The following is a 22,800-nucleotide window of genomic DNA, read 5'->3' on the forward strand; positions in this document are numbered from 1 at the left end:
TACATCCAAAGGCTCATCTCGCCCAGCGAGATGAGCCTTTTCCCGTCCCGTCCCACCCCACCCCACCCCACCGCCCTCTCTGCTGCACCCACCTCCGCCCCGGTTGATCATGAAGTTATTGCCCTCGCCCTCGGCGTGTCGTGGCAATAACTTCATGATCAACGAGGGCGGGTTTGGTTGGAGGGGGCAGGGGGTGGGGGTTAGAGGCCGGACAGGCGTTGGCCGGCTCTCACCACTGCCATGGCGTGGCGTTCGCCGGGGCGGCGGCCCAGGCGCTCGATCGGGCCGGAGATGCTGACCGAGGCGATGACCCGGCCGGTGCGGTCGCGGATCGGGGCGGAGACGCTCGCCACGCCGGCCTCCCGCTCGGCGACGCTCTGCGCCCAGCCGCGACGGCGTACCTCGGCAAGGGTGCGGCCGGTGAACTTGCTGCGCGGCAGCAGCGGCATGACCGCCTCCGGCGGCTCCCAGGCGAGCAGGATCTGGGCCGCTGAGCCTGCCGTCATCGGCAGCACCGAGCCAACCGGAACCGTGTCCCGTAGACCGCTGGCGCGTTCCGCCGCCGCCACGCAGATCCGCTCGTCGGCACGGCGCAGGTAGAGCTGCGCGCTCTCACCGGTGGCGTCGCGCAGCGCGGCCAGCAGCGGCTCTGCGGCGGTCAGCAGAACGTCCGGTGCGGCGTTCGCCAGCTCGCCCAGGCGGGGGCCGGGCCGCCATCTGCCCTGGGTGTCACGCACCAGCATTCGGTGGATCTCCAGGGCCTGGGCCAGGCGATGTGCTGTGGCCCGGGGCAGCTTGGTGCGTTCGACGAGTTCGGCCAGGCTGGCGCCGTCCACGCAGGCGGCCAGGATGACCACCGCCTTGTCGAGAACGCCGACACCGCTCATACTGTGTCCCACAAGCCGAAACTTACCTCCCAGAATTTAGGATGTCCAGATGGTGGGAGTCACTCCTGAGCCGAGGACCCTGGCCGAGAAGGTCTGGGACGCGCACGTCGTACGGTCCGCCGCTGGTGAGCCGGACCTGCTCTTCATCGACCTGCACCTGCTGCACGAGGTGACCAGCCCGCAGGCCTTCGACGGGCTGCGGCTCGCCGGGCGCCGGGTGCGTCGTACCGACCTGACCCTCGCGACCGAGGACCACAACACCCCGACCGGGTACGACGACCCGGCGTTCCGCCTCCGCCGTGGTGACCTGCTCACCATCGCGGACCCCACGTCGCGTACGCAGATCGAGACGTTGCGCCGCAACTGCGCCGAGTTCGGAGTACGGCTGCACCCGCTCGGCGACGACAACCAGGGCATCGTGCACGTGATCGGCCCGCAGCTCGGTGTCACCCAGCCGGGCATGACGATCGTCTGTGGCGATTCGCACACCGCCACCCACGGCGCCTTCGGAGCGCTCGCCTTCGGCATCGGCACCAGCGAGGTGGAGCACGTGCTGGCCACCCAGACGCTGCCGCAGAGCCGGCCGAAGACGATGGCCGTGAACGTCACCGGCCGGCTCGCGCCAGGCGTGACCGCCAAGGACCTGGTGCTCGCGCTGATCACGCAGGTCGGCACCGGTGGAGGTCGCGGGCACATCGTCGAGTACCGCGGCGAGGCGATTCGCGCCCTCTCCATGGAGGGGCGGATGACCATCGCCAACATGTCCATCGAGTGGGGCGCCAAGGCCGGCATGATCGCGCCGGACGAGACCACCTTCGCGTACCTCAAGGGTCGACCGAACGCGCCGCAGGGCGCGGACTGGGACGCGGCGGTGGCGTGGTGGCGGACGCTGCCCACCGACGAGGGCGCGAGCTTCGACGCCGAGGTGACCCTGGATGCCAGCCAGATCACCCCGTTCGTCACCTGGGGCACCAACCCGGGGCAGGGCGCGCCGCTGAGCGCGCCGGTGCCGGACCCGGAGGAGTTCGTCACCGACTCGGAGCGTGCCGCCGCACGCCGCGCCCTGGAGTACATGGACCTGCGTCCTGGCACCCCGCTTCGGGAGTTGCTGATCGACGTGGTGTTCGTGGGGTCCTGCACCAACGGTCGCCTGGAGGACCTGCGGGCCGCCGCCGACGTGCTGCGTGGCCACCGGGTCGCCGACGGCGTCCGGATGCTCGTGGTGCCCGGCTCCGCCGCGGTGCGCGAGGCCGCCGAGGCCGAGGGCCTGGACAAGGTCTTCGCCGACGCCGGGGCGGAGTGGCGGTTCGCCGGCTGCTCCATGTGTCTGGGGATGAACCCCGACACGCTGAAGCCGGGCGAGCGCTCCGCCTCCACCTCGAACCGCAACTTCGAGGGCCGTCAGGGCCGAGGCGGGCGCACCCACCTGGTCTCCCCGCCGGTGGCCGCCGCCACCGCCGTGGTCGGCCGGCTGGCCGCCCCCGCCGACCTGTAGAAGGGACCGACGAGATGGACAAGTTCACCACCCACACCGGCACCGCCGTGCCACTGCGCCGGTCCAACGTGGACACGGATCAGATCATCCCCGCCGTGTACCTCAAGCGGGTGACCCGGACGGGCTTCGCCGACGGGCTGTTCAGCGCCTGGCGGGAAGATCCGGCATTCGTGCTCAACGATGAAAACTATTCCGGAGCGTCGATCCTCATCGCCGGTCCGGAGTTCGGCACGGGGTCCTCCCGGGAACACGCCGTCTGGGCGCTACGGGACTGGGGCTTCCGTGCCGTGGTGGCCCCGCGCTTCGGTGACATCTTCCGCGGCAACGCCCTCAAGGAAGGTCTGTTGCCGGTCGAGTTGGAATTGAAAGCCGTCGAAGAGTTGTGGGACCTGGTCGAAGCGGATCCCACCACTCCGGTGACGGTCGACCTGACCGCACGCCAGATCCGGGCGGGGGACGCCAGCTGGTCGTTCCCGCTTGACGACTTCAGCCGTTGGCGCCTCCTGGAGGGCCTCGACGACATTGGACTCACCCTCCGCCACGCCGCCGACATCGACTCCTACGAGGCGCGCCGACTGCCCTTCCTGCCCTCCGTGGCATAGCCGTTAGGCCGCCCGCGCAGCGGATTTCACCCCCATCGGTCCATCCGGTGGGGGTGAATCCGTTACGACACAAGGGCTTTTTTCTACCGAATGTTTGTGTCCCGGCAGCACAGGGCATACCGTGCGCGCAGAATGGCTCGCGACGAGTCAGTTGCACAATCGGGAGGAAGTCGTGAACAAGGCCGAGCTCATCGAGGCGCTCGCCGTTCGCCTGGGGGACCGGAAGATGGCGACGGCCGCGCTCGACGCGGTCCTCACCGAGGTCCAGGCGGCGGTCACCAAGGGCGAGAAGGTGGCGATCACCGGATTCGGAGCATTCGAAAAGCGTGTGCGTGGCGCGCGAACAGCGCGCAACCCGCGTACCGGCGAGGCGGTGAAGGTCAAGAAGACGTCAGTCCCGACCTTCCGCCCCGGCGCCGGGTTCAAGGAAATGGTGGCCAGCGGCAAGGTGCCGAAGGCCGCGGCGGCGACGAAGAAGACCGCCACCAGCACCGCCACGGCCAAGGCGGCGGGCACGAAGGCGACCGGCACCAAGGCGGCTACCGCCAAGGCGGCGGGCACCAAGGCGACCACGGCGAAGGCGGCCAGCAAGAAGACCGCCCCGGCCAAGGCGAGCAAGACCGCCACGGCGACCAAGACGGTCGCCAGCAAGAAGACCGCCCCGGCCAAGGCGAGCAAGACCACCACGGCGACCAAGACGGCCGCCAGCAAGAAGACCACAGCGGCGAAGAAGACCACCGCCGCGACCCGGTCGACCGCGGCGAAGAAGACCACCGCGGCGGCGAGCAAGAGCACGGCGGCCAAGAAGGCGCCGGCGAAGAAGGCTCCGGCCAAGAAGGCGGCCAGCAAGCGCTGACCGACAGGTACCGCGAGGGCGTCCACCAGTGGGTGGGCGCCCTTTCGGTGTACCAGGACGACTTTTTCGGCGTACGGGGACCGTTGACCGGGTTGGCCCGCTCGCGCAGAATCGCCGTGCCGGCCATCCCTGGGCCGGCCCGTCGACGGGAAATGGGGCGCTGGTGCGCTACCGACAGCTCACCACCGGCACGCTCGCGCTGGGCGTGCTCCTCCTCATCGACGTGCTGCGGGTCTGGCTGCCCGGCATCATCACCATCTTCGGTCAGGCGGCGTCCACCCCGGCCGAGCTGATGGGGGCGTTCGCCCTCGGCTGGTTCGTGCTCGCGATGGGCGCACCCACCGTGGTCCGCCGGGTCGGAGCCCGCCCGGTCACTGTCGTCGCCGCCGTCGCGCTAGCCGTCGCCCGGCTCGCGCTCACCGCCGCTCCCGGCGGGCGTACGCAGCTCTGGTTGGCCACCGCCGGTCTGCTCGCCGGGTTGGTCTGGCTGGTCGGCGTCGCGGCCGACACCGACCGCCCGGTCCCGGGGCTGGCGTTGGGGTTCGCTGTCAACGCGGCCCTGCACGCGGTGCTGGACACCGTCGACCTGGTCTGGCGGGGTGACTGGGTGGCCTGGCTGCTCAGCGCCGTCGCGGTGGCCGTGTTCCTGGTCGGCACGGCGCAACCCGGCCGCGGCGGTGCGGGAAACGGCCCCGCTGAGGCCCCTGCCGGCCCCGCTGACGCCCCTGCCGGCCCTGGTGGTGGTCGGGCCTGGCTGCTGGCCGGGCCGGCGCTGCTGCTGGCCGGGATGGTGGCGCTCTCCCCGGCGCTGGCCCGAACCGGAATGTCGTACCTGGTCGCTGGAGACGGGGTGGCTCGTTCGCCACTGTTCGGCCTGGCGCCGGTGCCGGTGGCGGTCGCCGGGTTTCTCTGCGCCGCGTTGACAGGGCCGCCGCGTGGGTGGGGCCGGGCATACGGCCCGGTGGCGCTGCTCGGCGGAGCGGTGCTGTTCGCCCTCGACCGGGGCGACCTGCTCCTGCCGGCCATCCTCCTCGCCGCGGTCGGCCTCGGTGCCTGCCTCGCGCTGACCGACGACACCGGCCAGCCCGCCGCCGACACCGCGAGCGCCGGCACCAGCGCCGCCCGGCGGGGGTACGCGGTGGCCGCCGGGATGCTCGTCTTCGCACTGGGTGCGGTCGGTTACTACTCGGCCTACGACCTCGGCTACCCGAACGCGGCGGTGCCGGTGGTGGTGGCTGTGCTGATCGCCGCCGTGGCGTTCACCGCCCGCCCCGTCGTCGACCGGCTTCCCGGGCCGTTTCCGCCGCTCCGGGCCGCCGCCGTGGTCACCGCGCTGGCCCTGCTGGCACCGGTGCTCGCCGACGAGGTGCCGGTGGCCAGCAACCGGGACGGCCCACCGGAACGGTTGACAGTGGTGGCGTACAACATCCGGATGGGGTTCGGGCTGGACGGCCGGTTCGACCTGGCCGGTCTCGCCGAGGTGGTCGAGCGGCAACGGCCCGACGTGGTGCTGCTCAGCGAGGTGGACCGGGCGTGGCTGCTCAACGGCGGGCACGACACCCTGGACCTGCTGGCCGACCGGCTCGGTATGCCGTACGTCTTCGGGCCGGCCGCCGACCCGGTCTGGGGCGACGCGGTGCTCAGCCGTTGGCCGGTGGACGATCCGCGGACCCTGCCGCTGGCCGCCGTCGGCGCGCCCACCGGCGCGCAGGCCCTCGCCGTCACGCTCGATCTCAGCGACGGTGTCCGTACCGCCGTTGTCAGCACCCACCTGCAACCGCCGCCCGGCAAGGGCCCGGTGGTCCAGGCCCGCGCGGTCGCCGACTTCGCCACCCGGTACGCGGCCGGTCGGCCGTTGGTGGTGGCCGGTGACCTGAACACCGAACCGGGCGACGAGGCGTTCGTGGAGTTCACCAAGGCCGGCCTGGTCGACGCGTTGGCCGCTGCCCGACCACTGGCGACCAGCCCGGCGGACGACCCGCGCCAGCAGATCGACCACATCTTCGTCTCGCCCGGCCTGACCCCCGGCGATCCGGTCGCGCCGCGCAGCACCGCCAGCGACCACCTGCCGGTCGCGGTGACAGTGACCCTGCCGCCCCGCTGACGAAGGCCGGCCCTACAGGCGATCGGCGGCCAACAGCCGGTCGGCAGCGAAGGAGAGCAGCCAACCGCCGCCCTTCGGCGTGGTGAAGTCCTCATCGGTGCGGCCGGTCAGCCGCTCCAGGGCGCCCGGCAGGACCTTGCCCTGACTGCACACCGCCGACTGCCCACCGGTGCCGGCCAACTCCAACAGCCGGGCGGCGGTGTGCAGGATCTGCTCGTCGCCCTGCTGGCCGGGTTGCGGCTCGTCCAGGTCGCCACAGACCTCGATCGGCAGATCGAGCAACGCGGCGACCGGATCGAGTGTCTGCACGCACCGTCGCGGCGACGCCGACACCAGCCGGGCCGGCCGGATCAGGGCGATCAGCCCGGCCAGCGTGCTCGCCTGGGCCCACCCCTCGGCGTCCAGGGGTCGCCCGACGTCCGGGCCGGACCAGGTGGCCCGCTTACCGGCGTGCGCGTGCCGGACCAGCGCGACAGTCGCCGTCACCGACGGCAGCGCGGCGAACGCCGCCAACACCTCGGCGTCGTGCGGGTAGCTGACCAACCGGATCGCGTCGTCCACCGCGAGCCAGCGGATGTCGTCCACCTCGGTGTCGGGTTGGAAACCGCCGCTGGCCACCGCGAGCATCGACCAGTAGTCGACGAGCTTGGGTTGCCCCTCGCTGCGGTAGCGGACCGACGGCAGCCGCACCTGCGGCACGCCCCGCACGTCGGCCTCCTCGGCCACCTCACGCACGGCCGCGGCCAGCGCGTGCTCGCCCGGCTCCAGCTTGCCCTTCGGCAGCGTCCAGTCGCCGTAACGGGGACGGTGCACCACGCAGACGCGTACGCCGTCGTCGGTCGGCCGCCAGGCCACCCCGCCCGCTGCCCGGATGCCCGTCACGGCAGCCAACTGGTGCGCCGTCGCCGGGTGGCCCGGTGCCAGGCAGCCGGGAGGAGACCCCGCGTCCGGCGTACCGACTGGCGTTCCCGCTCGGCCAGCCGCCCGGCGGTGACAGCCAGCTCGTGGTCGCCCGGTCGCTCGGCGGCGATCTCCAACCAGGTGTCCGCCGCCACCGCCGCGTCCTGATGCTCGCCGAGCACGTCCTGCACCTGGGCGAGTGCGCGGGACAGCCGCCGTGCGCCCTTGCCGACAGTCGGGGCCACCGCGTTGACCGCGTACCGGGTCTGCTTGCCCTCCTTGCGGACGGCGTGCCAGCGGTCGTCCGGCGACTGCGCGTCGAGCCCGCCGACGCCGTCCGGCCCGGTCAACCGCCGCCAGGGGCGGGCCACCAGCGCGGGTAGCGCCTGCGCGGCGGGCGCTGCCGCCCCTCGGGTGAAACGGGGCGCGCGGGCGGCCAGCACCAGGGAGTCCACCAGGGCCAGGTAGCGCGCGGAGCGCAGCATCTCGTCGATGGCGGTGAGCGCCTGCCGCTGTCGTTCGGCGAGCACCTCGTCGAGCCGGTCCACAGCGCCCCGGTCGAGCGGGCTCAGCGGATCGGCGTCGGCGGTACGGCGCAGCCGCGCGCGCAGCACCTCGGCGTCGCGGGCCGCGCCGAGCACGTCGGCCAGCCAGCGCAGCTCGGCGCGCAGCGGGCGGGACCAGGTCTTTCGCAGCAACGGTTTGAAGGTGCGCAGGTCACTGCGCAGGCGTCGGCAGGCCACCCGCATCTGATGCACCGCGGTGTCGCCACCGGCTGCCGGGGCGCGCAGCCGGACCAGCGGGTCGTGCGCCAACAGCCGGCGGATCTCCTTGCGGAGCGACTCGGTCACCACGTCACCGGCGTTCGGCTCGGCGGTCAGCCCGGCCGGCGCGACCAGATCCGGATCGGCCTGCGCCGTCGCGCCCAGCGCCCGTACGTGCTTCGGCGTGAACGACCCGCCCTGCGCGCCGGCCTCCCGCAGCACCGCGCCGACCCGGTCGAGCAGCTCCCGGTCGCCGGCCTTCAGCTCCACCTCCACCTCGCGGAAGGTGTCGGTGGTGGTGCCGGAGTCGTCGAGCACCGTCACCCGGTCGTCCACCACCTCGGCGAGGACGGTGCCGGCCCGGTCACACACCTCGTACGCGTGCCGCACCGTGCGGACCACAGTCACCGGGGCCAGCGGCGCACCCCGGTGCAGGACGGTGACCAACTCCACCAGCTCCGGCGGCGGCTGTCCCTTCGCCCCGGGGCGGGAGATCTCGTGCCGGACGCCCGGGGTCCCGGTCGGCAGTTTCACCGTCCAGGGCAGCTCGTCACCCTTGCGGTGGCGCAGCGAGGCACCGGCCCGGGCCAGCCGCAGGTCGACGGTGTCGAGGTAGCGGGCGACAAGCGTCACCGGTGGCAGTGCCCGCACCCGGCCGCCGGCCGGGGCCGCGCCGGCCAGGTCCGGCAGCACGTAGGCGTCGTCCACCTCGTACTTCTGCTCCTCCTCGACCATCAGCTCAGCCTATGCGCTGCGCGGTCAGCTGGCCGTGCCACCGACGCGGCGCAGCAGCAGTTCCTGCAGATGGGCCCGGGCCGCGTTGTCATCGCCGGTACGCCGGGTCCAGGTCCCGTCGCCGGCCAGCTCGAACGCGTCCACTTCGGGGCTCATCGCGGCGGTGAGCACCTGGTCCAGCTCGGCGCGGGCGATCGGGTCGCTCACCTTCACCAGCGCTTCCACCCGCCGGTCCAGGTTGCGGTGCATGAGGTCGGCCGAGCCCATCCAGAACTCGGCCTCACCGTTGTTGCCGAACCGGAAGACCCGGGAGTGTTCCAGGAACCGGCCGAGGATCGAGCGGACCCGGATGTTCTCCGACAGCCCCGGCACCCCCGGGCGCAGCGTGCACATGCCCCGGATGAGCAGGTCGACGTGGACGCCGGCCTGGGAGGCGCGGTACAGCGCGTCGGTCACCCCCTCGTCGACCAGGGAGTTGACCTTGAACTGGACCAGGCCGGGCATCCCCAGGCGGACGTGCGATATCTCCCGCTCGATCCGCTCGATGAGGCCGCTGCGGATGCCCTGCGGGGCCACCAGCAACCGCCGGTACGCGGTCTGCCGGCTGTACCCGGTGAGCACGTTGAACAGGTCGGTGAGGTCGGCACCGATCTCCGGGTCGGCGGTGAGCATGCCGAAGTCCTCGTACAGTCGGGCCGTCTTGGGGTGGTAGTTGCCGGTGCCGATGTGGCAGTAGCGACGGATCTGGTTGCCCTCCTGCCGGACCACCAGCGCGGTCTTGCAGTGCGTCTTCAAGCCGACCAGGCCGTAGACGACGTGGCAGCCGGCGCGTTCCAGCGTGCGGGCCCAGCCGATGTTCGCCACCTCGTCGAAGCGGGCCTTCACCTCCACCAGCACCACCACCTGCTTGCCGGCGGCGGCCGCGTCGACGAGCGCGTCGACGATCGGCGAGTCGCCGCTGGTCCGGTAGAGGGTCTGCTTGATGGCCAGCACGTTCGGGTCGGCGGCGGCCTGCTCGATGAAGCGCTGCACGCTGGTGGCGAACGAGTGGTACGGGTGGTGCACCAGGATGTCACCGTCGCGCAGGGTGGAGAAGACGCTGCGCGGCACCTCGCCCTCGGCGAGCCGGGGATGGGTTGCCGGCACGAACGGCGGGTCCTTCAGGTCCGGCCGGTCCGCCTCGCCGTAGACCTGCCACAGCGCGGACAGGTCCAGCAGGCCGGGCACCCGGAGCACGTCCTGGTCGTCCATGTCCAGCTCGCGGACGAGCAGCTCCAACATGTGGTCGGAGATGGACGCGGCGACCTCCAGCCGGACCGGGGGACCGAACCGCCGTCGGGCCAGCTCCCGTTCCAGGGCCTGGAGCAGGTCCTCGTCGCGGTCCTCGTCGACCTCCACCTCGGCGTTGCGGGTGACCCGGAACAGGTGGCACTCGACCACCTGCATGCCGCTGAACAGCTGCCCCAGGTGCACCGAGATGAGGTCCTCCACCGGCAGCATCCGGACGCCCGGCTGGTCCCGGTCCACCCGGACGAAACGGGGGACGTTGTTGGGCACCTTCACCCGGGCGAACAGCTCCGAACCGCCGTCGGGGTCACGGACCGCCACCGCCAGGTTCAGCGACCGCCCCGAGATGTACGGGAACGGGTGCGCCGGGTCCACCGCGAGCGGGGTCAGCACCGGAAAGATGTGCTCCCGGAAGTAGGTGCGCAGCCGCTCCCGCTCGCCGTCGCCCAGCTCGCCCCAGCGCAGGATGCGGATGCCCTCGTCGGCCAGCTTGGGCAGCACGTCGTCGACGAAGCAGGCGGCGTGCCGGGCGCCCAGCGCGGCGGTCCGCTCGGCGATCAGCTCCAACTGCGTACGCAGGGGCAGCCGGTCTCCGCCGCGCACCGGCAGGCCGGCGGAGAGCCGCCGCTTCAGACCGGCGATGCGCACCATGTAGAACTCGTCGAGATTGCTGGCGAAGATGGCCAGGAACTTGGCCCGCTCCAGCAGCGGGGTGCGCTGGTCCTCGGCCAGGGTGAGCACCCGGGCGTTGAAGTCGAGCCAGGACAGCTCCCGGTTGAGGAACCGGTCCTCGGGCAGCGGCGGGGGCGCTGCGGCCTCGTCGTCGTCCTCAGGCGCGGCACGGGTCGGCAGGTCGTCGGGCAGGACCTGGTGGACGCCACCGGCGGCGGGGCCGTCCGCTTCGACCTTCGGGGCGGGGTCGATGACCTCGTCCAGCCCGGAGGAGGCGGCTCCGGGATCGTCGGCGAGCGTGTCGGCGCGGGCGGCACCGGCACGTTCGGCGCGGGACGGGCGGAAGCGCCCATCGGTGCCGCGCGTACGGGAGCCGTTGCGGAGGTCGGTGGCGGGCGGGCGGGCCGGTTGCTCGCGAGGGGTGCTCACCCGCTCATAATCACCCGATTACGGTAAACGCAAAATGAACTTGGGCTCGCCGGCTCAGATCATCGTCGGCAATGTCACCCGGACAACCTCGCCGTCGGGATCCGTGTCGATGCGGACCCGCTGCCCGAGCCGGAGAAGCCGCAGCCCGGAGGCGTCGAAGGCCCGGGCGGGAAAACGCATCTCGGTGCCGTCGTCGAGCAGCAGGACACCGCTGCGCGTCGCCGCGTCGTAGCTGGCCACCGTGCCCTGCATGCTGGCACCGTACACCGGGCGGTTCGGCCTGTGGCGCGGGCTCGGCCCACCGGGCGGCTCAGCCTGCGGCGCGGGCCGGGCGACCGGCGGCCACCAGCGCGGCGGTGCGCGGCCCCAGCCCGAGCCGGGCGGCGGCGGCCAGGTCCGCGGCGGTGTCCACGTCCCGGCGCAGGCTGGGCCAGTCGCCGTCGAGCGGCAGCGCCCCGCTCGCCGCGTGCGCTACCGCCGAGCCCACCCCGAAACGCGGATCCAGCGGCACACCCGGCCCCGCGGTGAGCAGCACCGTGCCACCGCCGGGCGCGTCCGGCAGGAACCGGCGTACCCCGGGTCGACCGTTCTGCGCCGCGAGCAGCGCGCCGGCCAACTCGGCCGGGCGCAGCGCCGGCACATCCGCGGTGATCCCGGCCACCCACCCGGCGGCGGCAGTGGCCGCCCCGTGCCGGAACGCGGCGTTCAGGCCGGCGTCCGGTTCGTCCGGCAGCACCCCCGCGCCGGCGGCCCGCGCCGCCGCCGCCACCCGGGCGTCGTCGGTCACCACCAGAGCCTCGGCGACCGCCGGGCAGGCCAGCACCGCGCGGAGCGTGTCGGCCGCCAGGGCCAGCGCCAACTCCTCATGCGGTACGCCGGGCAGCGCGCCCCGCAGCCGGCTCTTGGCCACGGCCAGCCGCTTCACCGGCACCACCACGGCCCACCTCGGCTGAGTCACGTCCGCAATCCTGCCAGCCGTACGGCGGGCCCCTCGCTGGCCGTACCGGGGGCGAGCAGGCATGATTTCCGCTGCGGGCGTCGCGGGCGGGATTTCGCGGCGGTTGGGGCGCGACGAGGAGGCACAGTGGCACGGCGGAGCCTGGGGTTCTGGCAACGGTTCGCCGTGTGGCTGGTGAAGCCGGTGATGACCGTCTGGACCCGGCGTACCTGGCGTGGTCAGGAACATCTCCACGGCGACGGCGGCGTGATCATCGTGGCGAACCACATCTCCCACGCCGACCCGTTGGTGTCCGCGCACTTCATCTACGACTCCGGGCGCTGGCCGCAGTACCTGGGCAAGGCCAGCGTGTTCCGGGTGCCGGTGGTCGGCTGGATCCTGCACCGGTGCCGGCAGATCCCGGTCGAGCGGGGCAGCGTGGACGCCGTCCGCTCGCTGGACGCACTGGTCGCCGCGCTCGACGAGGGCGGCGCGGTCGTGATCTACCCTGAGGGCACCACCACGCGACAGCCGGAGCTCTGGCCGATGAAGGCCAAGACCGGTGCGGCCCGCCTGGCCCTGGCCACCGGCGCCCCTGTCGTACCGGTGGTGATGTGGGGGCCGGAACGGATCTTCGACCCGCGGACGACCCGTGTCAGCCTGCGCCCCCGGATCCCGGTGACCGTTGCCGCCGGGGAGCCGATCGACCTGAGCCGGTGGGCGGACGCACAGCCGACCCGGGACACCCTCGAAGAGATGACGGACACCATCATGTTGCGGCTGCGGGACATGCTCGCCGAGATCCGTGGCGGTACCCCGCCGCCACTGTGGGAGCGACCGGCCCGACCGTCCGTCGGCCGCGAGCAGCGGGACGATGTGGCATGAGCGGTCACGTTGCGGTGCTCGGTGCCGGTTCCTGGGGCACTGCATTCGCCAAGATTCTTGCGGACGCGGGGCGGGACGTGACGGTGTGGGCCCGCCGGGCGCCCGTCGCCGAGAGCATCCGGACCGAGCGCCGTAATCCGGAGTACCTGCCCGACCTGCTGCTCCCGGCCCGTGTCACGGCCACCGCCGACGCCGCCGAGGCGATCACCGGGGCCGAGGTGGTGGTGTTGGCAGTGCCGTCGCAGACCCTGCGCGGCAACCTCGCCGAATGGGCCGGGCACCTGCACCCGGATTCCACCCTGGTGTCGCTGATGAAGGGCATCGAGCTGGGCACCACCAAGCGGATGAGCGAGGTCATCGTGGAGACCGCCGGGGTCGCCGCGGACCGGGTGGTCGTCGTGTCCGGCCCGAACCTGGCCCCGGAGATCGCCGCCGAGCAGCCCGCCGCGACAGTGGTCGCCGGGACGAACAGCGCCCGCGCCACGCTCGTCCAGTCGTCGATCCGGACGCCGTACCTGCGCCCCTACACGAACGACGACGTGATCGGCTGTGAGCTGGGCGGGGCGGTCAAGAACGTGATCGCCCTGTCGTACGGCATCGCCACCGCGATGGGCTTCGGCGACAACACCCGGGCCATGCTGATGACCCGTGGGCTGGCCGAGACGGCCCGACTGGGCGTGGCGCTCGGCGCGGACCCGATCACCTTCGCCGGCCTCGCCGGCATGGGCGACCTGGTCGCGTCCTGCTCGTCCCCGCTGGCCCGCAACCGCACCTTCGGCGAGCATCTGGGCCGGGGTGAGACGCTGGAGCAGGCCCAGACCGCCACCCGGCAGACCGCCGAGGGCGTGAAGAGTTGCCTGGCGATCCGCGACCTGGCCCGGGCGCACGGCGTGGAGATGCCGATCACCGAGCAGGTCGAGCGGATCTGCCACGAGGGGATGGACCCGCGGCTCGCCGTGGAGACCCTGATGAGCCGCACCGCCAAACCCGAGTCGTACGAGTGAGGAACCCGATGAGCGAGTGGGGGGACGGCACCCGCTGCGTACGCGCTGGCCTGCCCGAGCCGGCGCCGGGGGACCCGTTCCTCCCCGGGCCGGTCTTCGCCGCGCCGTACCACCTCGACCCGTTCGAGGGTCAGGGCACGTCACCGAACGGCTACGGCCGCCCCGACAACCCGACCCGCCGGCTGTTGGAGGTGGCGGTGGGCGAGCTGGAGGGCGGTGACTGCCGGGTCTTCGCGACCGGTCAGGCGGCCATCACCGGCCTGCTGCTCACCCTGCTTCGACCGGGGGACACGGTGGTGCTTCCCACCGACGGATACTTCCCGGTCCGGGCGTTCGCCACCGGCGTGCTGGAGGCGATCGGCGTCCGGGTGCTGTTCGCGCCGACCGTCGGGCCGTACCCGTCGTTCGAGGGTGTCCGGCTGGTGCTGGTGGAGACGCCCGCCAACCCGGGCCTCGACGTGGTCGACGTGGCGGCCCTGGCCGAGCGGGCGCACGCCGCCGGCGCGCTGCTCGCTGTGGACAACACCACCGCCACCCCGCTCGGACAGCGCCCGCTGGATCTCGGTGCCGACCTGGTGGTCGCCTCTGGGACGAAGGCGCTCACCGGCCACTCCGACCTGCTGCTGGGCTATCTGGCCGGCCGGTCCACCGAGCTGATCGACGCGGTGACGACCTGGCGTACCACCACGGGGGCGGTTCCGGGCGCGTTCGACGCCTGGCTGGCCCACCGGTCACTGGCCACTCTCGACCTGCGGTTGGCGCGGCAGAGCGCGAACGCCGCCGCGGTCGTCGACCTGCTCGCCAACCGGTCGGACGTGACCGGCCTGCGGTGGCCGGGGCGGCCGGACGACAGGGCGTACCCGGTGGCCTCGGCGCAGATGCGCCGGATACCGGGGGTCCTCTCGTTCGACCTGGGCGACGCCGACCGGGTGGGTCGATTCGTCGAGGCCGCCCGGCTGGTGGCGGCGGCGACCTCCTTCGGTGGCCTGCACACCACGGCGGACCGGCGGGCCCAGTGGGGCGACGACACCGCTCCCGGCTTCGTCCGGCTCTCCTGTGGCGCGGAGGACACCGCGGACCTGGTGGCGGACATCGCCGCCGCGCTCGATGTGGCCGGACCGGTTTGACGTCTCCTTCCCCCGCCGAGCGGGCCGCTCTCGTGAGTCGGTTGCGGGCCGCCGGTTGCGTCTACGCCGAGGACGAGGCCGAGTTGCTGCTGGCCGCCGCGCCCAGCCCGGCGGCGTTGGCCGACCTGACCGACCGTCGGGTGGCGGGCGAACCGTTGGAGTACCTGCTCGGCTGGGCGGAGTTCTGTGGCCTGCGGATAGCCGTCGACGAGGGCGTCTTCGTGCCCCGGGCCCGGACCGCGCTGCTGGTCGAGATGGCTGCCGAGTTGACCGGCGCGGCGCCGGCCGTGGTCGACCTGTGCTGCGGCTCCGGGGCCACCACCGTCGCGCTGGCGCACCGGCTCGCGCCGCGCTGGCTGGCCGCCGCCGACATCGACCCGGCGGCCGTGGCGTGTGCGCGTCGCAACGTCGCCGGGTTGGACGTCGAGGTGTACGAGGGTGACCTCTTCGCGCCGCTGCCCGAGCGGTGGCGGGGTCGGCTGGACCTGGTGGTCGCCAACGCCCCGTACGTGCCGACCGACGCGGTCGCGCTGATGCCGCCGGAGGCGCGGCTGCACGAGGCCCCGGTGGCGCTCGACGGCGGCCCGGACGGGCTCTCCGTGTTGCGCCGGGTGGGTGTCGACGCGGCCGGTTGGCTCGCCCCCGGCGGCCACCTGGTGGTGGAAGCCGGCACCACCCAGATCGAAGCCCTCTGCGACGCGTTCGGCGAAGCCGGCCTGATCCCCACCGTCCACCACGACGAGGACCTGGACGCCACCGCCCTGACCGCCCAACGCCCCGCCTGACCCGCACCCCCCCCGTTCCCCCCGTACCCCCCAGAACCCCTGACCCGACCCCCTGGCCCGCGTCGATCATGGAGTTGTGGTGCCTGGTCGGCTCCACTACGCGTTATTTGTCCCCCACCACAACTCCTTGATCGACCCGGGCGGGCTGTCCGGTTTCCGGTCGGGGTGGGGCTGGCGGGGCCGCCCGGGCATGGCGGGGGAGAGGGGTTGGCACTAGCCTCGGCTCACACTCATGACGGCGGGAGGCGGTTTCGGTGGGCAGCACAGGGGTGCCGGTGGTCGTCGGGCTGGACAACGGCGGCACCAGCAACAACGCCACAGTGCTGACGGTGGACGGCCGTTTCCTGGTGGACGGGCTGTTGGAGATCCCCAGCGAGGTGCGGGCCGGGCCGGAGGCGGCGATCGAGGCGTTGGCCCAGGCGTTGGACGGCGCCCTGGCGCAGACCGGCGTGCCGCGTGACCTGGTCCAGGCGGTCGGGCTGGACACTCCCGGCCCGGCCAGCGCCGACGGCGTCATCTCGTCGCGGGGCTCCACCAACTTCTCGCAGCCGGCCTGGCGAGGCTTCGACGTGCGAGGGGCGCTGGAGCGACGGCTCGGGCTGCCGGTGATCTATCACAACGACGGCAATGCGGCAGCGCTCTACGCCCACCACGTCTACTTCGGCGCCGACGCGATGAGCCGCTCGTCAGTGTCCGCGATCGTCGGCACCGGCCTGGGTGGCGGTGTGGTCGAGAGCGGTCGGGTGATCGCCGGTGCGGCCGGCATGGCGGGGGAGCTGGGGCACGTGCACATCCCGCTGAGCGGGTTGCTCGGCCCGGGTCAGCCGGAGCCCACCTGCGCCTGCGGTTTCACCGGAGATGTCGAGAGCATCGCCTCGCTGACCGGCATCGAACGCAACCTGCTGCCGTACTGGCTGACCCGGTACCCCGACCACCCGCTCGCCGCCGAGCCGGTGGCCCGGGCGGCAAAGCTGGTCCGGGGGTACGGCGAGCGCGAGGACGCCCTCGCACGGGACCTCTTCACCCAGCAGGCGATGGCGCTGGGGCGGCTGTTCACCGTCGCCGCGAACTTCAGCGACCCGCACGCGTACTTCGTCGGCGGCGGAGTGGTGGAGGCGGCACCGGAGTTCCGCGACTGGTTCCTGGCGACGGTCCGCGAGCACACGGTGCTCCGCGAGGAGCAGGCGGCGGTGGCCACCTTCGCCCTGGTGCCGGATCGGGACATGGCCGGTGCCCGAGGCGTCGCGATCGCCGCGCTGGAGGCGCTACGCGCCACCCCGGAGCCTCGCCCGCTGGTTGCCTGAGCCGGCGCGGGCCTCGGCCCGCACCGGCTCGGCACCGCTGGTCAGCGCTGCGGTGCCGCCTGGACGATGGCGGCCCAGGCGGCACCGCTGGTCAGCGCTGCGGTGCCGCCTGGACGATGGCGGCCCAGGCGGCACCGCTGGTCAGCGCTGCGGTGGTGCCTGGGCGAAGGCGGCCCAGGCGGCCGTTGGGAACAGCAGGGCCGGGCCGGCCGGGTCCTTGGAGTCGCGCACGGCAATGAGCCGCGGGATCGCGGCCACCTCCACGCAGGCACCTTCGTCGCCGCTGCGGCTGCTCTTGCGCCAGCGCGCCGCGGCCAAGGCCGCTGTGATCATCGGGGTCATCGGTCCTACCGTCCCTTCAGGACTGACAGGAGCATCTCGCGGCTGTCCGCCGGGCTGAGCGCCACGCTTCGGAGATGCTCCATGATCTTGGTGCAGGTACGCGTCTCGCCGGCGCGGTCGAGGATCATCTGACCCGCGACGGTCTCCACCGACGCGATGATCGGGTCCTCCGGGTCGGCGAACTCGAGGATGTGCAGGGAACCCCGGGTGCCCCGGTGGTAGCCGGCGGAGAGCGGGATCACCTGGACGCTGATGTTCGGCAACTCGGCCATCTTGACCAGGTGCCGTAATTGCCCGTTCATCACCGACTGGTCACCGACCGGCCGTAGCAGCGCGCCCTCGTCGATGATCGCGTCGAGGATGGGCGGCTGGTCGGCGGTGAGCCGCTGTTGTCGGTCGAGCCGGATCTTGACCCGCTGCTCCACCAGGTCGTCGCCGAGGGTGTGCGGCCCGCCGCGCATGACGCCACGGATGTAGTCAGCGGTCTGCAACAGGCCGGGCACCACCGAGGGTTCGAAGTTGGCGATGGCGGTCGCCTCGGCCTCCAGTGCGATGAAGTCGATGGTGCGCGGATCCAGCAGGTAGGAGTACGACACCCACCAGCCGGGCTTGCGGGCGTCCTTGGCGAGCTGCACCGCCGCGGCCACCTCCTCGGCACTGACCCCGTACGACGTGAGCAGGGCGCGCACGGTGGCGGGGCTGATCAGGGTCTGGGCGTTCTCGTAGCGGGAGAGGGTGCTGCGGGTGCTGTTGATCTCGTCCGCCGCGGTCTCCAGCGTCAGCCCGGCGGCTTCCCGGTGGTGGCGCAGGGCGATGCCGAGCCGGCGGGCGCGGGCGGTCTTGGGGGCCATGCATCGATGGTCGCATACATTTGCGGGAACGTCTGCATGAGAGAACGTCTATGGGAGTTGCATTCACGCCTATACACGTGTCAATCTGTTATGGCGTCCTCACCGCCGGTTGTCGTGGCGACGGTGGTGGTGAGCGACCGGAGGGGATGGGGCGCGCGGCGATCGGGTTTCTCCCCCGTACCCGATCGTCGCGTGCCGCCCCTCCACCCCCGGCCCGCCGGAAGGAGACGACGTGCGAACCCGCCCGGAGCCCCCCGCCGTACCCTCGGGCGGAGTGCGATGACCCGCTTCCTCGTGGTGCTCACCGACGTGCGCCCCGTCGAGGGCGTCAACCGCAACGAGCGGGTCGCGCCGGAACGGCGCCGGCAGGTCGTCGGGGCCAGCAGCCGGGAGGCCGCCGACCGCATCGCCGGAGCGTTCATGGCGCTGGGCATGGTGCGGGCCGGCCGGCAGCGGGTGAAGGTGATCGCGGTCGGCCGCCGGCACTCCCGGGACTGAACAAGCCCCGGGTCGGCGGTCCGTGACACTGCCACCGTCCGATTACGCACCGTATATCCTCTCCTGACTGTTTGCCGTGTCGTCCCGTGGCTCGCCGGGTATCGCCTCGCCTCGCGGCCACGCACAGTAAGGTCAACCGGGTGAGCGCCACCGGCGAGCACGACCAGCCGCAGTCGCGTACGAAGAGGTGACCGGAGTGACCACCCCAGGCAAGACCCGCGTGGCGATCGTCTTCGGCGGACGCAGCCCGGAGCACGGCATCTCCTGCGTCAGCGCCGGCAGCGTGTTCGGCGCACTCGACCCGGATGAGTTCGAGGTGGTGCCGGTGGGCATCACCCGGGCCGGCCAGTGGGTGCTGACCAACGGAGACCCCGCCCAGCTCGCGATCAACGCCCGTCAGCTGCCGGAGATCACCGCCGACTCGGGCGACGACATCGTGCTGCGCGCCGACCCCACCGGTAACGGACTGATGGTGCTCGACCCGACCGAGGGCCCCCGGGCGCTGGCCGACGTGGACGTGGTCTTCCCGGTCCTGCACGGCACCTACGGCGAGGACGGCACGATCCAGGGCATGCTGGAGATGGCCGGCATCCCCTACGTCGGGGCGAACGTGTTCGCCTCCGCGGCCGCCATGGACAAGGAGTTCACCAAGAAGCTCTGTGCCGTAGAGGGCATCCCGGTCGGCACGTACGCCGTGCTGCGCAACGGCATGACGCTCAGCGAGCAGGACAAGGAGCGCCTCGGCCTGCCGGTCTTCGTCAAGCCGTCCCGGGCCGGTTCGTCGTTCGGCGTCAGCAAGGTCACCGACTGGGCCGAGCTTGATGCGGCGGTCGCCGCCGCCCGGCAGTTCGACCCGAAGGTCATCATCGAGGCGGCGATCGTCGGCCGCGAGATCGAGTGCGGTGTGCTGGAGGGCGAGGCCGGTGGCACGCCCGAGGCGTCCGTGCTGGCCGAGGTGCGGGTCGTCGCCGACCACGACTTCTACGACTTCGAGGCGAAGTACCTCGACGACTCCTGCGAGTACGACATTCCGGCCAACCTGCCGGAGAAGGTGACCCGCCAGGTGCAGGAGTACGCGGTCCGCGCGTTCACCGCGCTGGACTGCGCCGGTCTCGCCCGGGCCGACTTCTTCGTCACTCCCGAGCTGGACGTCTACCTCAACGAGATCAACACGATGCCCGGCTTCACCCCGACGTCGATGTTCCCGCGGATGTGGGCGGCCTCCGGCCTGGAGTACCCGAAGCTGGTCAACAGGCTGATCCGTACCGCCCAGCGGCGCGGCGTCGGCCTGCACTGAGCCGTCCGAACCCCGCCCGCGCCGGCTGACCGGCGCGGGCGGAGTCGGTTCGGGTTCAGCGCTGGCAGCCGGACGGGATCGCGCCGCCGGAGGGCACGCTCGCCACGATCGTGCTGGAAATCGTCGGCAACCACTGCAACGGCTGCTCGTACGAGCGCGGGACGCGCACCGTGATCAGCGTCTCCCGGTCGACGGTGGAGAGGACCGCGGCGTCGGCCTGATCGGCCAGGTGCCAACAGACCCCGTTTACCGTCCAGACCTCGTCGGTGCTGGGAAAGGTCGGCTCGGTGCCGCCGCAGGCCACGGTGAGCGCGGGGTCGCCGTAGGCGGCGTTCTGCTCCGGGCCGGCGGTGACCGGCCGCTGGGCCAGGTCGCGGATGCTCGCCGGAAGCTGCGAGAGCAGGGCCCGGCAGACAGTGGCCGGGCGGGCGGCCAGCGCCGGGGCGGCCATCTCCACCGGGGTGGTGGACTGCACCCGGGCGGTGGTCGCGGAGGGCGTCGGCGCTGCGGCCGGCGCGTCCGGGCTGAGCTTGCTGAAGGCCAGCACGGCCACCAGCAGCGTGATCGGCAGCGCGATCACCGTGGCCAGCAGGGCCGCGCCACGCATGGTCCGATCACGGCCGGCCGGCGCGGCGGCGGCGGGATCGGTCGACTCGCGGTTACCGTCAGCCGGCTCGGACGTCCCGTCGGCCGCGTCGCGTGCCCCGCCGTCGTCCAGAGCCGAGGAGGAGGTCGTCATCTCGTCCACTTACAGCCGCACCACCGAACACGTGAGGGTGCGGGTGATGCCGGGCACCATCTGCACCTTGCTGACGATGAGTTTGCCGAGCTCGTCGACCGTGTTCGCCTCGGTGAGGACGACCACGTCGTACGGCCCGGTGACGGCGTCGACGCGTACCACGCCGGGGATGTCCGCGATGAGACCCGCCACGTCACGTGCGCGGCCGACCTCGGTCTGGATGAGGATGTACGCCTGTACCACGACTCGACCTCCGTCCGTCGCCGCCCGGGAGCGGCCCGAAGGGTGAAAGTACCTTACGGACCAGGTCTGATCCCTATCGGTGGTCAAGGAGCAGCGGTGAGCGAGCACGGCGGGGCCGGGCAGCACGGGCGGAACGCCCGCGGTGGCGTCGGGGTGTCCGGGATCGGGGAGTTCGGGTTGATCGGGCGAATCACCGCCCGGCTGTCGTACGGGCCGACGACCCTGCTCGGCCCGGGCGACGACGCGGCGGTGGTGGCCGCGCCGGACGGCCGGGTGGCGGCCTCCACCGACGTGCTGGTCGACGGGCGGCACTTCCGGCGGGACTGGTCTTCGGCCCGCGACGTCGGGCACCGGGCGGCAGCCGCCAACCTGGCGGACATCGCGGCGATGGGTGCCACGCCGACCGCCCTGCTGGTCGCTCTCTGCATGCCGGCGGACCTGGACACCGCCTGGGCGGAGGAGTTGGCCGACGGGCTATCCGCGGAGGCCGCGACGGTCGGCGCGAGCGTCGTCGGCGGGGACATGTCGGCCAGTCCCACCCTGACCGTCGCGGTCACCGCGCTGGGCGACCTGGCGGGCCGTCCGCCCGTGCTGCGCTCGGGCGCCCGACCGGGGGACGTGCTCGCTCTGGCCGGGCGCACCGGGTACGCGGCAGCCGGGCTGACAGTGCTGACCCGGGGCTTCCGTACGCCCCGGCTGTTGGTGGAGGCGTACCGGCGGCCGCAGGTGCCCTACCAGGCCGGCCCGCAAGCCGCCCAGCTCGGCGCCACCTCCATGATCGACGTGTCGGACGGGCTCCTCGCCGACCTCGGGCACGTCTCGGCGGCCAGCGGGGTGGCGATCGACGTGCGCCGCGACGGGTTCGAGGTGCCCCGGCAGATGGCCGACGCGGCGCAGGCGCTCGGCGTCGACCCGTACACCTGGATCCTCGCCGGTGGCGACGATCACGCGCTGGCCGCGACCTTCCCCCCGGCGGTGGCGTTGCCGCCGGGCTGGCGGCCGATCGGTCTGGTCACCGACGGTGCCGGCGTGACGGTCGACGGCGTCGCCTACGACGGCCCGGCTGGCTGGGACCACTTCCGGTGAGGCCCGCGCGCGGCCGTACCCTGGATACCGTGAGTGAGATCGAGATCCGGGCGGTGCGGTTCGACGCACCGGTGGCGCAGCACCTGATCCATGCCGCACTTGCCGACCTCGGTGCCCGTTACGGCGGCACCGGCGACGACACCCCGGTGGACGCGGCCGAGTTCGAGCCGCCCGACGGCGCGTTCCTGGTGGCCTACCTGGCCGGTGAGCCGGTCGGCTGCGGTGGCTGGCGCAGCCACGGCGCGGACAGTGCGGAGCTGAAGCGGATGTACACGGCTCCGGCGGCACGGGGGCAGGGGGTGGCCCGCGCGGTGCTGGCGGCCGTCGAGCGCTCCGCCCGCGAGCACTGTCGCAAGCGGGTGGTCCTGGAGTGCGGCGACAAGCAGCCCGAGGCGATCGCCATGTACGGCTCCGCCGGGTACGAACGGATCCCGAACTTCGGCTTCTACAAGGACGCGGAGGGCTGCGTCTCCTTCGGCCGTACCCTCTGACCCGCTCGCCGGGCCCGGACTGGGCGGTCTGCCGGGCCTCGGCGGGGCGGTGTGCGCGTCGTCCGCCCGGGAACACGACAGAGCCGGCGGACCCTCGGGGTCCGCCGGCTGAGCCGAACGAAAGGTGGGTGCTACCGCGTCAGGCGCGGGTGACCTTGCCGGCCTTGATGCACGAGGTGCAGACCTTCAACTTCTTGGTGTTGCCGCCACCGGCCGGGGTACGCACCGACTGGATGTTCGGGTTCCAGCGGCGGTTGGTCCGCCGGTGCGAGTGGGACACGTTGTGGCCGAAGCCCGGTCCCTTGCCACAGACGTCGCACACGCTAGCCACGGGATACTCCTGGGATTGATACGTTCATGAGGTCGCCGGCAGGTGCTGCCCGGGCAACCTGGTCAGGTTACCCGATGACTCGCCGACCCGGCCAACCGGCCCGGTCCGGCGCTCGCCCGTGCCCCGGCTCACGCCTGGTCGTGGGCCCG

General features: G+C 72.7%; 24 protein-coding genes. 13 read left to right on the plus strand and 11 right to left on the minus strand.

What is annotated here, in order from left to right; translation table 11 throughout:
* Positions 1-200: 200 nt before the first annotated feature.
* Complete coding sequence (locus tag ACLQ3F_RS00620) at positions 201-887, minus strand: IclR family transcriptional regulator (RefSeq protein ID WP_007456408.1); 687 nt, start codon at positions 885-887, stop codon at positions 201-203.
* A 49-nt stretch (positions 888-936) separates the two neighbouring features.
* Between ACLQ3F_RS00620 and leuC the strand changes: the two genes are divergently transcribed.
* The 4 genes from leuC to ACLQ3F_RS00640 all read left to right on the plus strand — a co-directional run bounded on the left by leuC (position 937) and on the right by ACLQ3F_RS00640 (position 5,944).
* Positions 937-2,382 carry a 3-isopropylmalate dehydratase large subunit gene (gene leuC / locus ACLQ3F_RS00625; protein WP_425845063.1) on the plus strand — a complete coding sequence of 482 codons (1,446 nt, stop codon included), beginning with the start codon at positions 937-939 and terminating at the stop codon, positions 2,380-2,382.
* Between the two features lie 14 nt (positions 2,383-2,396).
* Entirely contained in the window at positions 2,397-2,984 is a 588-nt protein-coding gene (gene leuD, locus ACLQ3F_RS00630) for a 3-isopropylmalate dehydratase small subunit (RefSeq protein ID WP_425845064.1), read from the plus strand.
* A 172-nt stretch (positions 2,985-3,156) separates the two neighbouring features.
* On the plus strand, positions 3,157-3,840 hold the full coding sequence (locus ACLQ3F_RS00635; RefSeq protein ID WP_355005285.1) for an HU family DNA-binding protein: 684 nt from the start codon (positions 3,157-3,159) through the stop codon (positions 3,838-3,840).
* A gap of 163 nt (positions 3,841-4,003) precedes the next feature.
* Positions 4,004-5,944, plus strand: a complete 1,941-nt coding sequence (locus ACLQ3F_RS00640; RefSeq protein WP_425845067.1) for an endonuclease/exonuclease/phosphatase family protein — start codon at positions 4,004-4,006, stop codon at positions 5,942-5,944.
* 12 nt (positions 5,945-5,956) lie between these two features.
* On the opposite strand, the gene ACLQ3F_RS00645 is transcribed toward ACLQ3F_RS00640, so the two are convergent.
* Genes ACLQ3F_RS00645 through cofC form a run of 5 tightly spaced genes read right to left on the minus strand, consistent with a single transcriptional unit; the run spans position 5,957 to position 11,689 of the window.
* Positions 5,957-6,835: an NUDIX hydrolase gene (locus ACLQ3F_RS00645; protein WP_357198901.1), complete on the minus strand. Its 879-nt coding sequence runs from the start codon at positions 6,833-6,835 to the stop codon at positions 5,957-5,959.
* A complete protein-coding gene (locus ACLQ3F_RS00650; RefSeq protein WP_425845069.1) occupies positions 6,823-8,343 on the minus strand; it encodes a CHAD domain-containing protein in 1,521 nt (506 codons plus the stop codon). Before ACLQ3F_RS00650 ends, ACLQ3F_RS00645 begins: the two co-directional genes overlap by 13 nt.
* Positions 8,344-8,367: 24 nt before the next feature.
* The gene (locus ACLQ3F_RS00655) at positions 8,368-10,731 is read right to left on the minus strand and encodes an RNA degradosome polyphosphate kinase (RefSeq protein WP_425845072.1); all 2,364 of its coding nucleotides are present in this window, start codon (positions 10,729-10,731) and stop codon (positions 8,368-8,370) included.
* A gap of 54 nt (positions 10,732-10,785) precedes the next feature.
* On the minus strand, positions 10,786-10,983 hold the full coding sequence (locus ACLQ3F_RS00660; RefSeq protein WP_030335323.1) for a cold-shock protein: 198 nt from the start codon (positions 10,981-10,983) through the stop codon (positions 10,786-10,788).
* Between the two features lie 58 nt (positions 10,984-11,041).
* Positions 11,042-11,689, minus strand: a complete 648-nt coding sequence (cofC, locus tag ACLQ3F_RS00665) for a 2-phospho-L-lactate guanylyltransferase (protein ID WP_355005280.1) — start codon at positions 11,687-11,689, stop codon at positions 11,042-11,044.
* A gap of 126 nt (positions 11,690-11,815) precedes the next feature.
* Here cofC and ACLQ3F_RS00670 point away from each other — a divergent pair, with 126 nt between their 5' ends.
* The 5 genes from ACLQ3F_RS00670 (at position 11,816) to ACLQ3F_RS00690 (ending at position 16,773) form a co-directional block, all read left to right on the plus strand.
* The gene (locus ACLQ3F_RS00670) at positions 11,816-12,553 is read left to right on the plus strand and encodes a lysophospholipid acyltransferase family protein (RefSeq protein WP_425845075.1); all 738 of its coding nucleotides are present in this window, start codon (positions 11,816-11,818) and stop codon (positions 12,551-12,553) included.
* A complete protein-coding gene (locus tag ACLQ3F_RS00675; protein ID WP_425845077.1) occupies positions 12,550-13,557 on the plus strand; it encodes an NAD(P)H-dependent glycerol-3-phosphate dehydrogenase in 1,008 nt (335 codons plus the stop codon). The genes ACLQ3F_RS00670 and ACLQ3F_RS00675 overlap by 4 nt, the downstream gene beginning before the upstream one ends.
* A gap of 8 nt (positions 13,558-13,565) precedes the next feature.
* Positions 13,566-14,684: a cystathionine gamma-lyase gene (locus ACLQ3F_RS00680; RefSeq protein ID WP_425845080.1), complete on the plus strand. Its 1,119-nt coding sequence runs from the start codon at positions 13,566-13,568 to the stop codon at positions 14,682-14,684.
* 32 nt (positions 14,685-14,716) lie between these two features.
* Positions 14,717-15,469 carry a putative protein N(5)-glutamine methyltransferase gene (locus ACLQ3F_RS00685; protein WP_425845083.1) on the plus strand — a complete coding sequence of 251 codons (753 nt, stop codon included), beginning with the start codon at positions 14,717-14,719 and terminating at the stop codon, positions 15,467-15,469.
* A 254-nt stretch (positions 15,470-15,723) separates the two neighbouring features.
* Entirely contained in the window at positions 15,724-16,773 is a 1,050-nt protein-coding gene (locus ACLQ3F_RS00690) for an ROK family protein (protein ID WP_357198920.1), read from the plus strand.
* A gap of 141 nt (positions 16,774-16,914) precedes the next feature.
* On the opposite strand, the gene ACLQ3F_RS00695 is transcribed toward ACLQ3F_RS00690, so the two are convergent.
* Positions 16,915-17,115 (minus strand): DUF397 domain-containing protein, encoded by a 201-nt coding sequence (locus tag ACLQ3F_RS00695; protein WP_355005274.1) that lies wholly within the window; start codon positions 17,113-17,115, stop codon positions 16,915-16,917.
* A 5-nt stretch (positions 17,116-17,120) separates the two neighbouring features.
* On the minus strand, positions 17,121-17,966 hold the full coding sequence (locus tag ACLQ3F_RS00700) for a helix-turn-helix domain-containing protein (RefSeq protein WP_091393087.1): 846 nt from the start codon (positions 17,964-17,966) through the stop codon (positions 17,121-17,123).
* A gap of 279 nt (positions 17,967-18,245) precedes the next feature.
* On the opposite strand from ACLQ3F_RS00700, the gene ACLQ3F_RS00705 reads away from it, so the two are divergent.
* Positions 18,246-18,464 carry a hypothetical protein gene (locus tag ACLQ3F_RS00705; protein WP_030335309.1) on the plus strand — a complete coding sequence of 73 codons (219 nt, stop codon included), beginning with the start codon at positions 18,246-18,248 and terminating at the stop codon, positions 18,462-18,464.
* Between the two features lie 196 nt (positions 18,465-18,660).
* Positions 18,661-19,761, plus strand: coding sequence for a D-alanine--D-alanine ligase family protein (locus ACLQ3F_RS00710; RefSeq protein ID WP_091393084.1), 1,101 nt, complete (start codon positions 18,661-18,663; stop codon positions 19,759-19,761).
* A 55-nt stretch (positions 19,762-19,816) separates the two neighbouring features.
* Here ACLQ3F_RS00710 and ACLQ3F_RS00715 read toward each other — a convergent pair whose 3' ends face one another.
* Both ACLQ3F_RS00715 and ACLQ3F_RS00720 read right to left on the minus strand, forming a co-directional pair.
* A complete protein-coding gene (locus ACLQ3F_RS00715; protein ID WP_357198927.1) occupies positions 19,817-20,500 on the minus strand; it encodes a DUF3515 family protein in 684 nt (227 codons plus the stop codon).
* Between the two features lie 9 nt (positions 20,501-20,509).
* On the minus strand, positions 20,510-20,743 hold the full coding sequence (locus tag ACLQ3F_RS00720; RefSeq protein WP_030487446.1) for an Lrp/AsnC ligand binding domain-containing protein: 234 nt from the start codon (positions 20,741-20,743) through the stop codon (positions 20,510-20,512).
* A 96-nt stretch (positions 20,744-20,839) separates the two neighbouring features.
* On the opposite strand from ACLQ3F_RS00720, the gene ACLQ3F_RS00725 reads away from it, so the two are divergent.
* Both ACLQ3F_RS00725 and ACLQ3F_RS00730 read left to right on the plus strand, forming a co-directional pair.
* Positions 20,840-21,829 (plus strand): thiamine-phosphate kinase, encoded by a 990-nt coding sequence (locus tag ACLQ3F_RS00725; RefSeq protein ID WP_425845087.1) that lies wholly within the window; start codon positions 20,840-20,842, stop codon positions 21,827-21,829.
* 29 nt (positions 21,830-21,858) lie between these two features.
* Positions 21,859-22,320, plus strand: a complete 462-nt coding sequence (locus tag ACLQ3F_RS00730) for a GNAT family N-acetyltransferase (protein ID WP_425845089.1) — start codon at positions 21,859-21,861, stop codon at positions 22,318-22,320.
* A gap of 139 nt (positions 22,321-22,459) precedes the next feature.
* Here ACLQ3F_RS00730 and rpmB read toward each other — a convergent pair whose 3' ends face one another.
* Complete coding sequence (gene rpmB, locus ACLQ3F_RS00735; RefSeq protein ID WP_011905179.1) at positions 22,460-22,651, minus strand: 50S ribosomal protein L28; 192 nt, start codon at positions 22,649-22,651, stop codon at positions 22,460-22,462.
* Positions 22,652-22,800 lie beyond the last annotated feature (149 nt).

The sequence above is a fragment of the Micromonospora sp. DT15 genome, from assembly GCF_049841475.1.
Classification (GTDB): Bacteria; Actinomycetota; Actinomycetes; order Mycobacteriales; family Micromonosporaceae; genus Micromonospora.

Coding starts and splice junctions, on each gene's coding strand:
- ACLQ3F_RS00695 (WP_355005274.1), bottom strand. CDS start 17,115: ATGACCCCGATGATCACAGCGGCCTTGGCCGCGGCGCGCTGGCGCAAG.
- ACLQ3F_RS00675 (WP_425845077.1), top strand. CDS start 12,550: ATGAGCGGTCACGTTGCGGTGCTCGGTGCCGGTTCCTGGGGCACTGCA.
- ACLQ3F_RS00705 (WP_030335309.1), top strand. CDS start 18,246: ATGACCCGCTTCCTCGTGGTGCTCACCGACGTGCGCCCCGTCGAGGGC.
- ACLQ3F_RS00700 (WP_091393087.1), bottom strand. CDS start 17,966: ATGGCCCCCAAGACCGCCCGCGCCCGCCGGCTCGGCATCGCCCTGCGC.
- ACLQ3F_RS00660 (WP_030335323.1), bottom strand. CDS start 10,983: ATGCAGGGCACGGTGGCCAGCTACGACGCGGCGACGCGCAGCGGTGTC.
- leuC (WP_425845063.1), top strand. CDS start 937: ATGGTGGGAGTCACTCCTGAGCCGAGGACCCTGGCCGAGAAGGTCTGG.
- ACLQ3F_RS00680 (WP_425845080.1), top strand. CDS start 13,566: ATGAGCGAGTGGGGGGACGGCACCCGCTGCGTACGCGCTGGCCTGCCC.
- ACLQ3F_RS00715 (WP_357198927.1), bottom strand. CDS start 20,500: ATGACGACCTCCTCCTCGGCTCTGGACGACGGCGGGGCACGCGACGCG.
- ACLQ3F_RS00620 (WP_007456408.1), bottom strand. CDS start 887: ATGAGCGGTGTCGGCGTTCTCGACAAGGCGGTGGTCATCCTGGCCGCC.
- leuD (WP_425845064.1), top strand. CDS start 2,397: ATGGACAAGTTCACCACCCACACCGGCACCGCCGTGCCACTGCGCCGG.
- ACLQ3F_RS00650 (WP_425845069.1), bottom strand. CDS start 8,343: ATGGTCGAGGAGGAGCAGAAGTACGAGGTGGACGACGCCTACGTGCTG.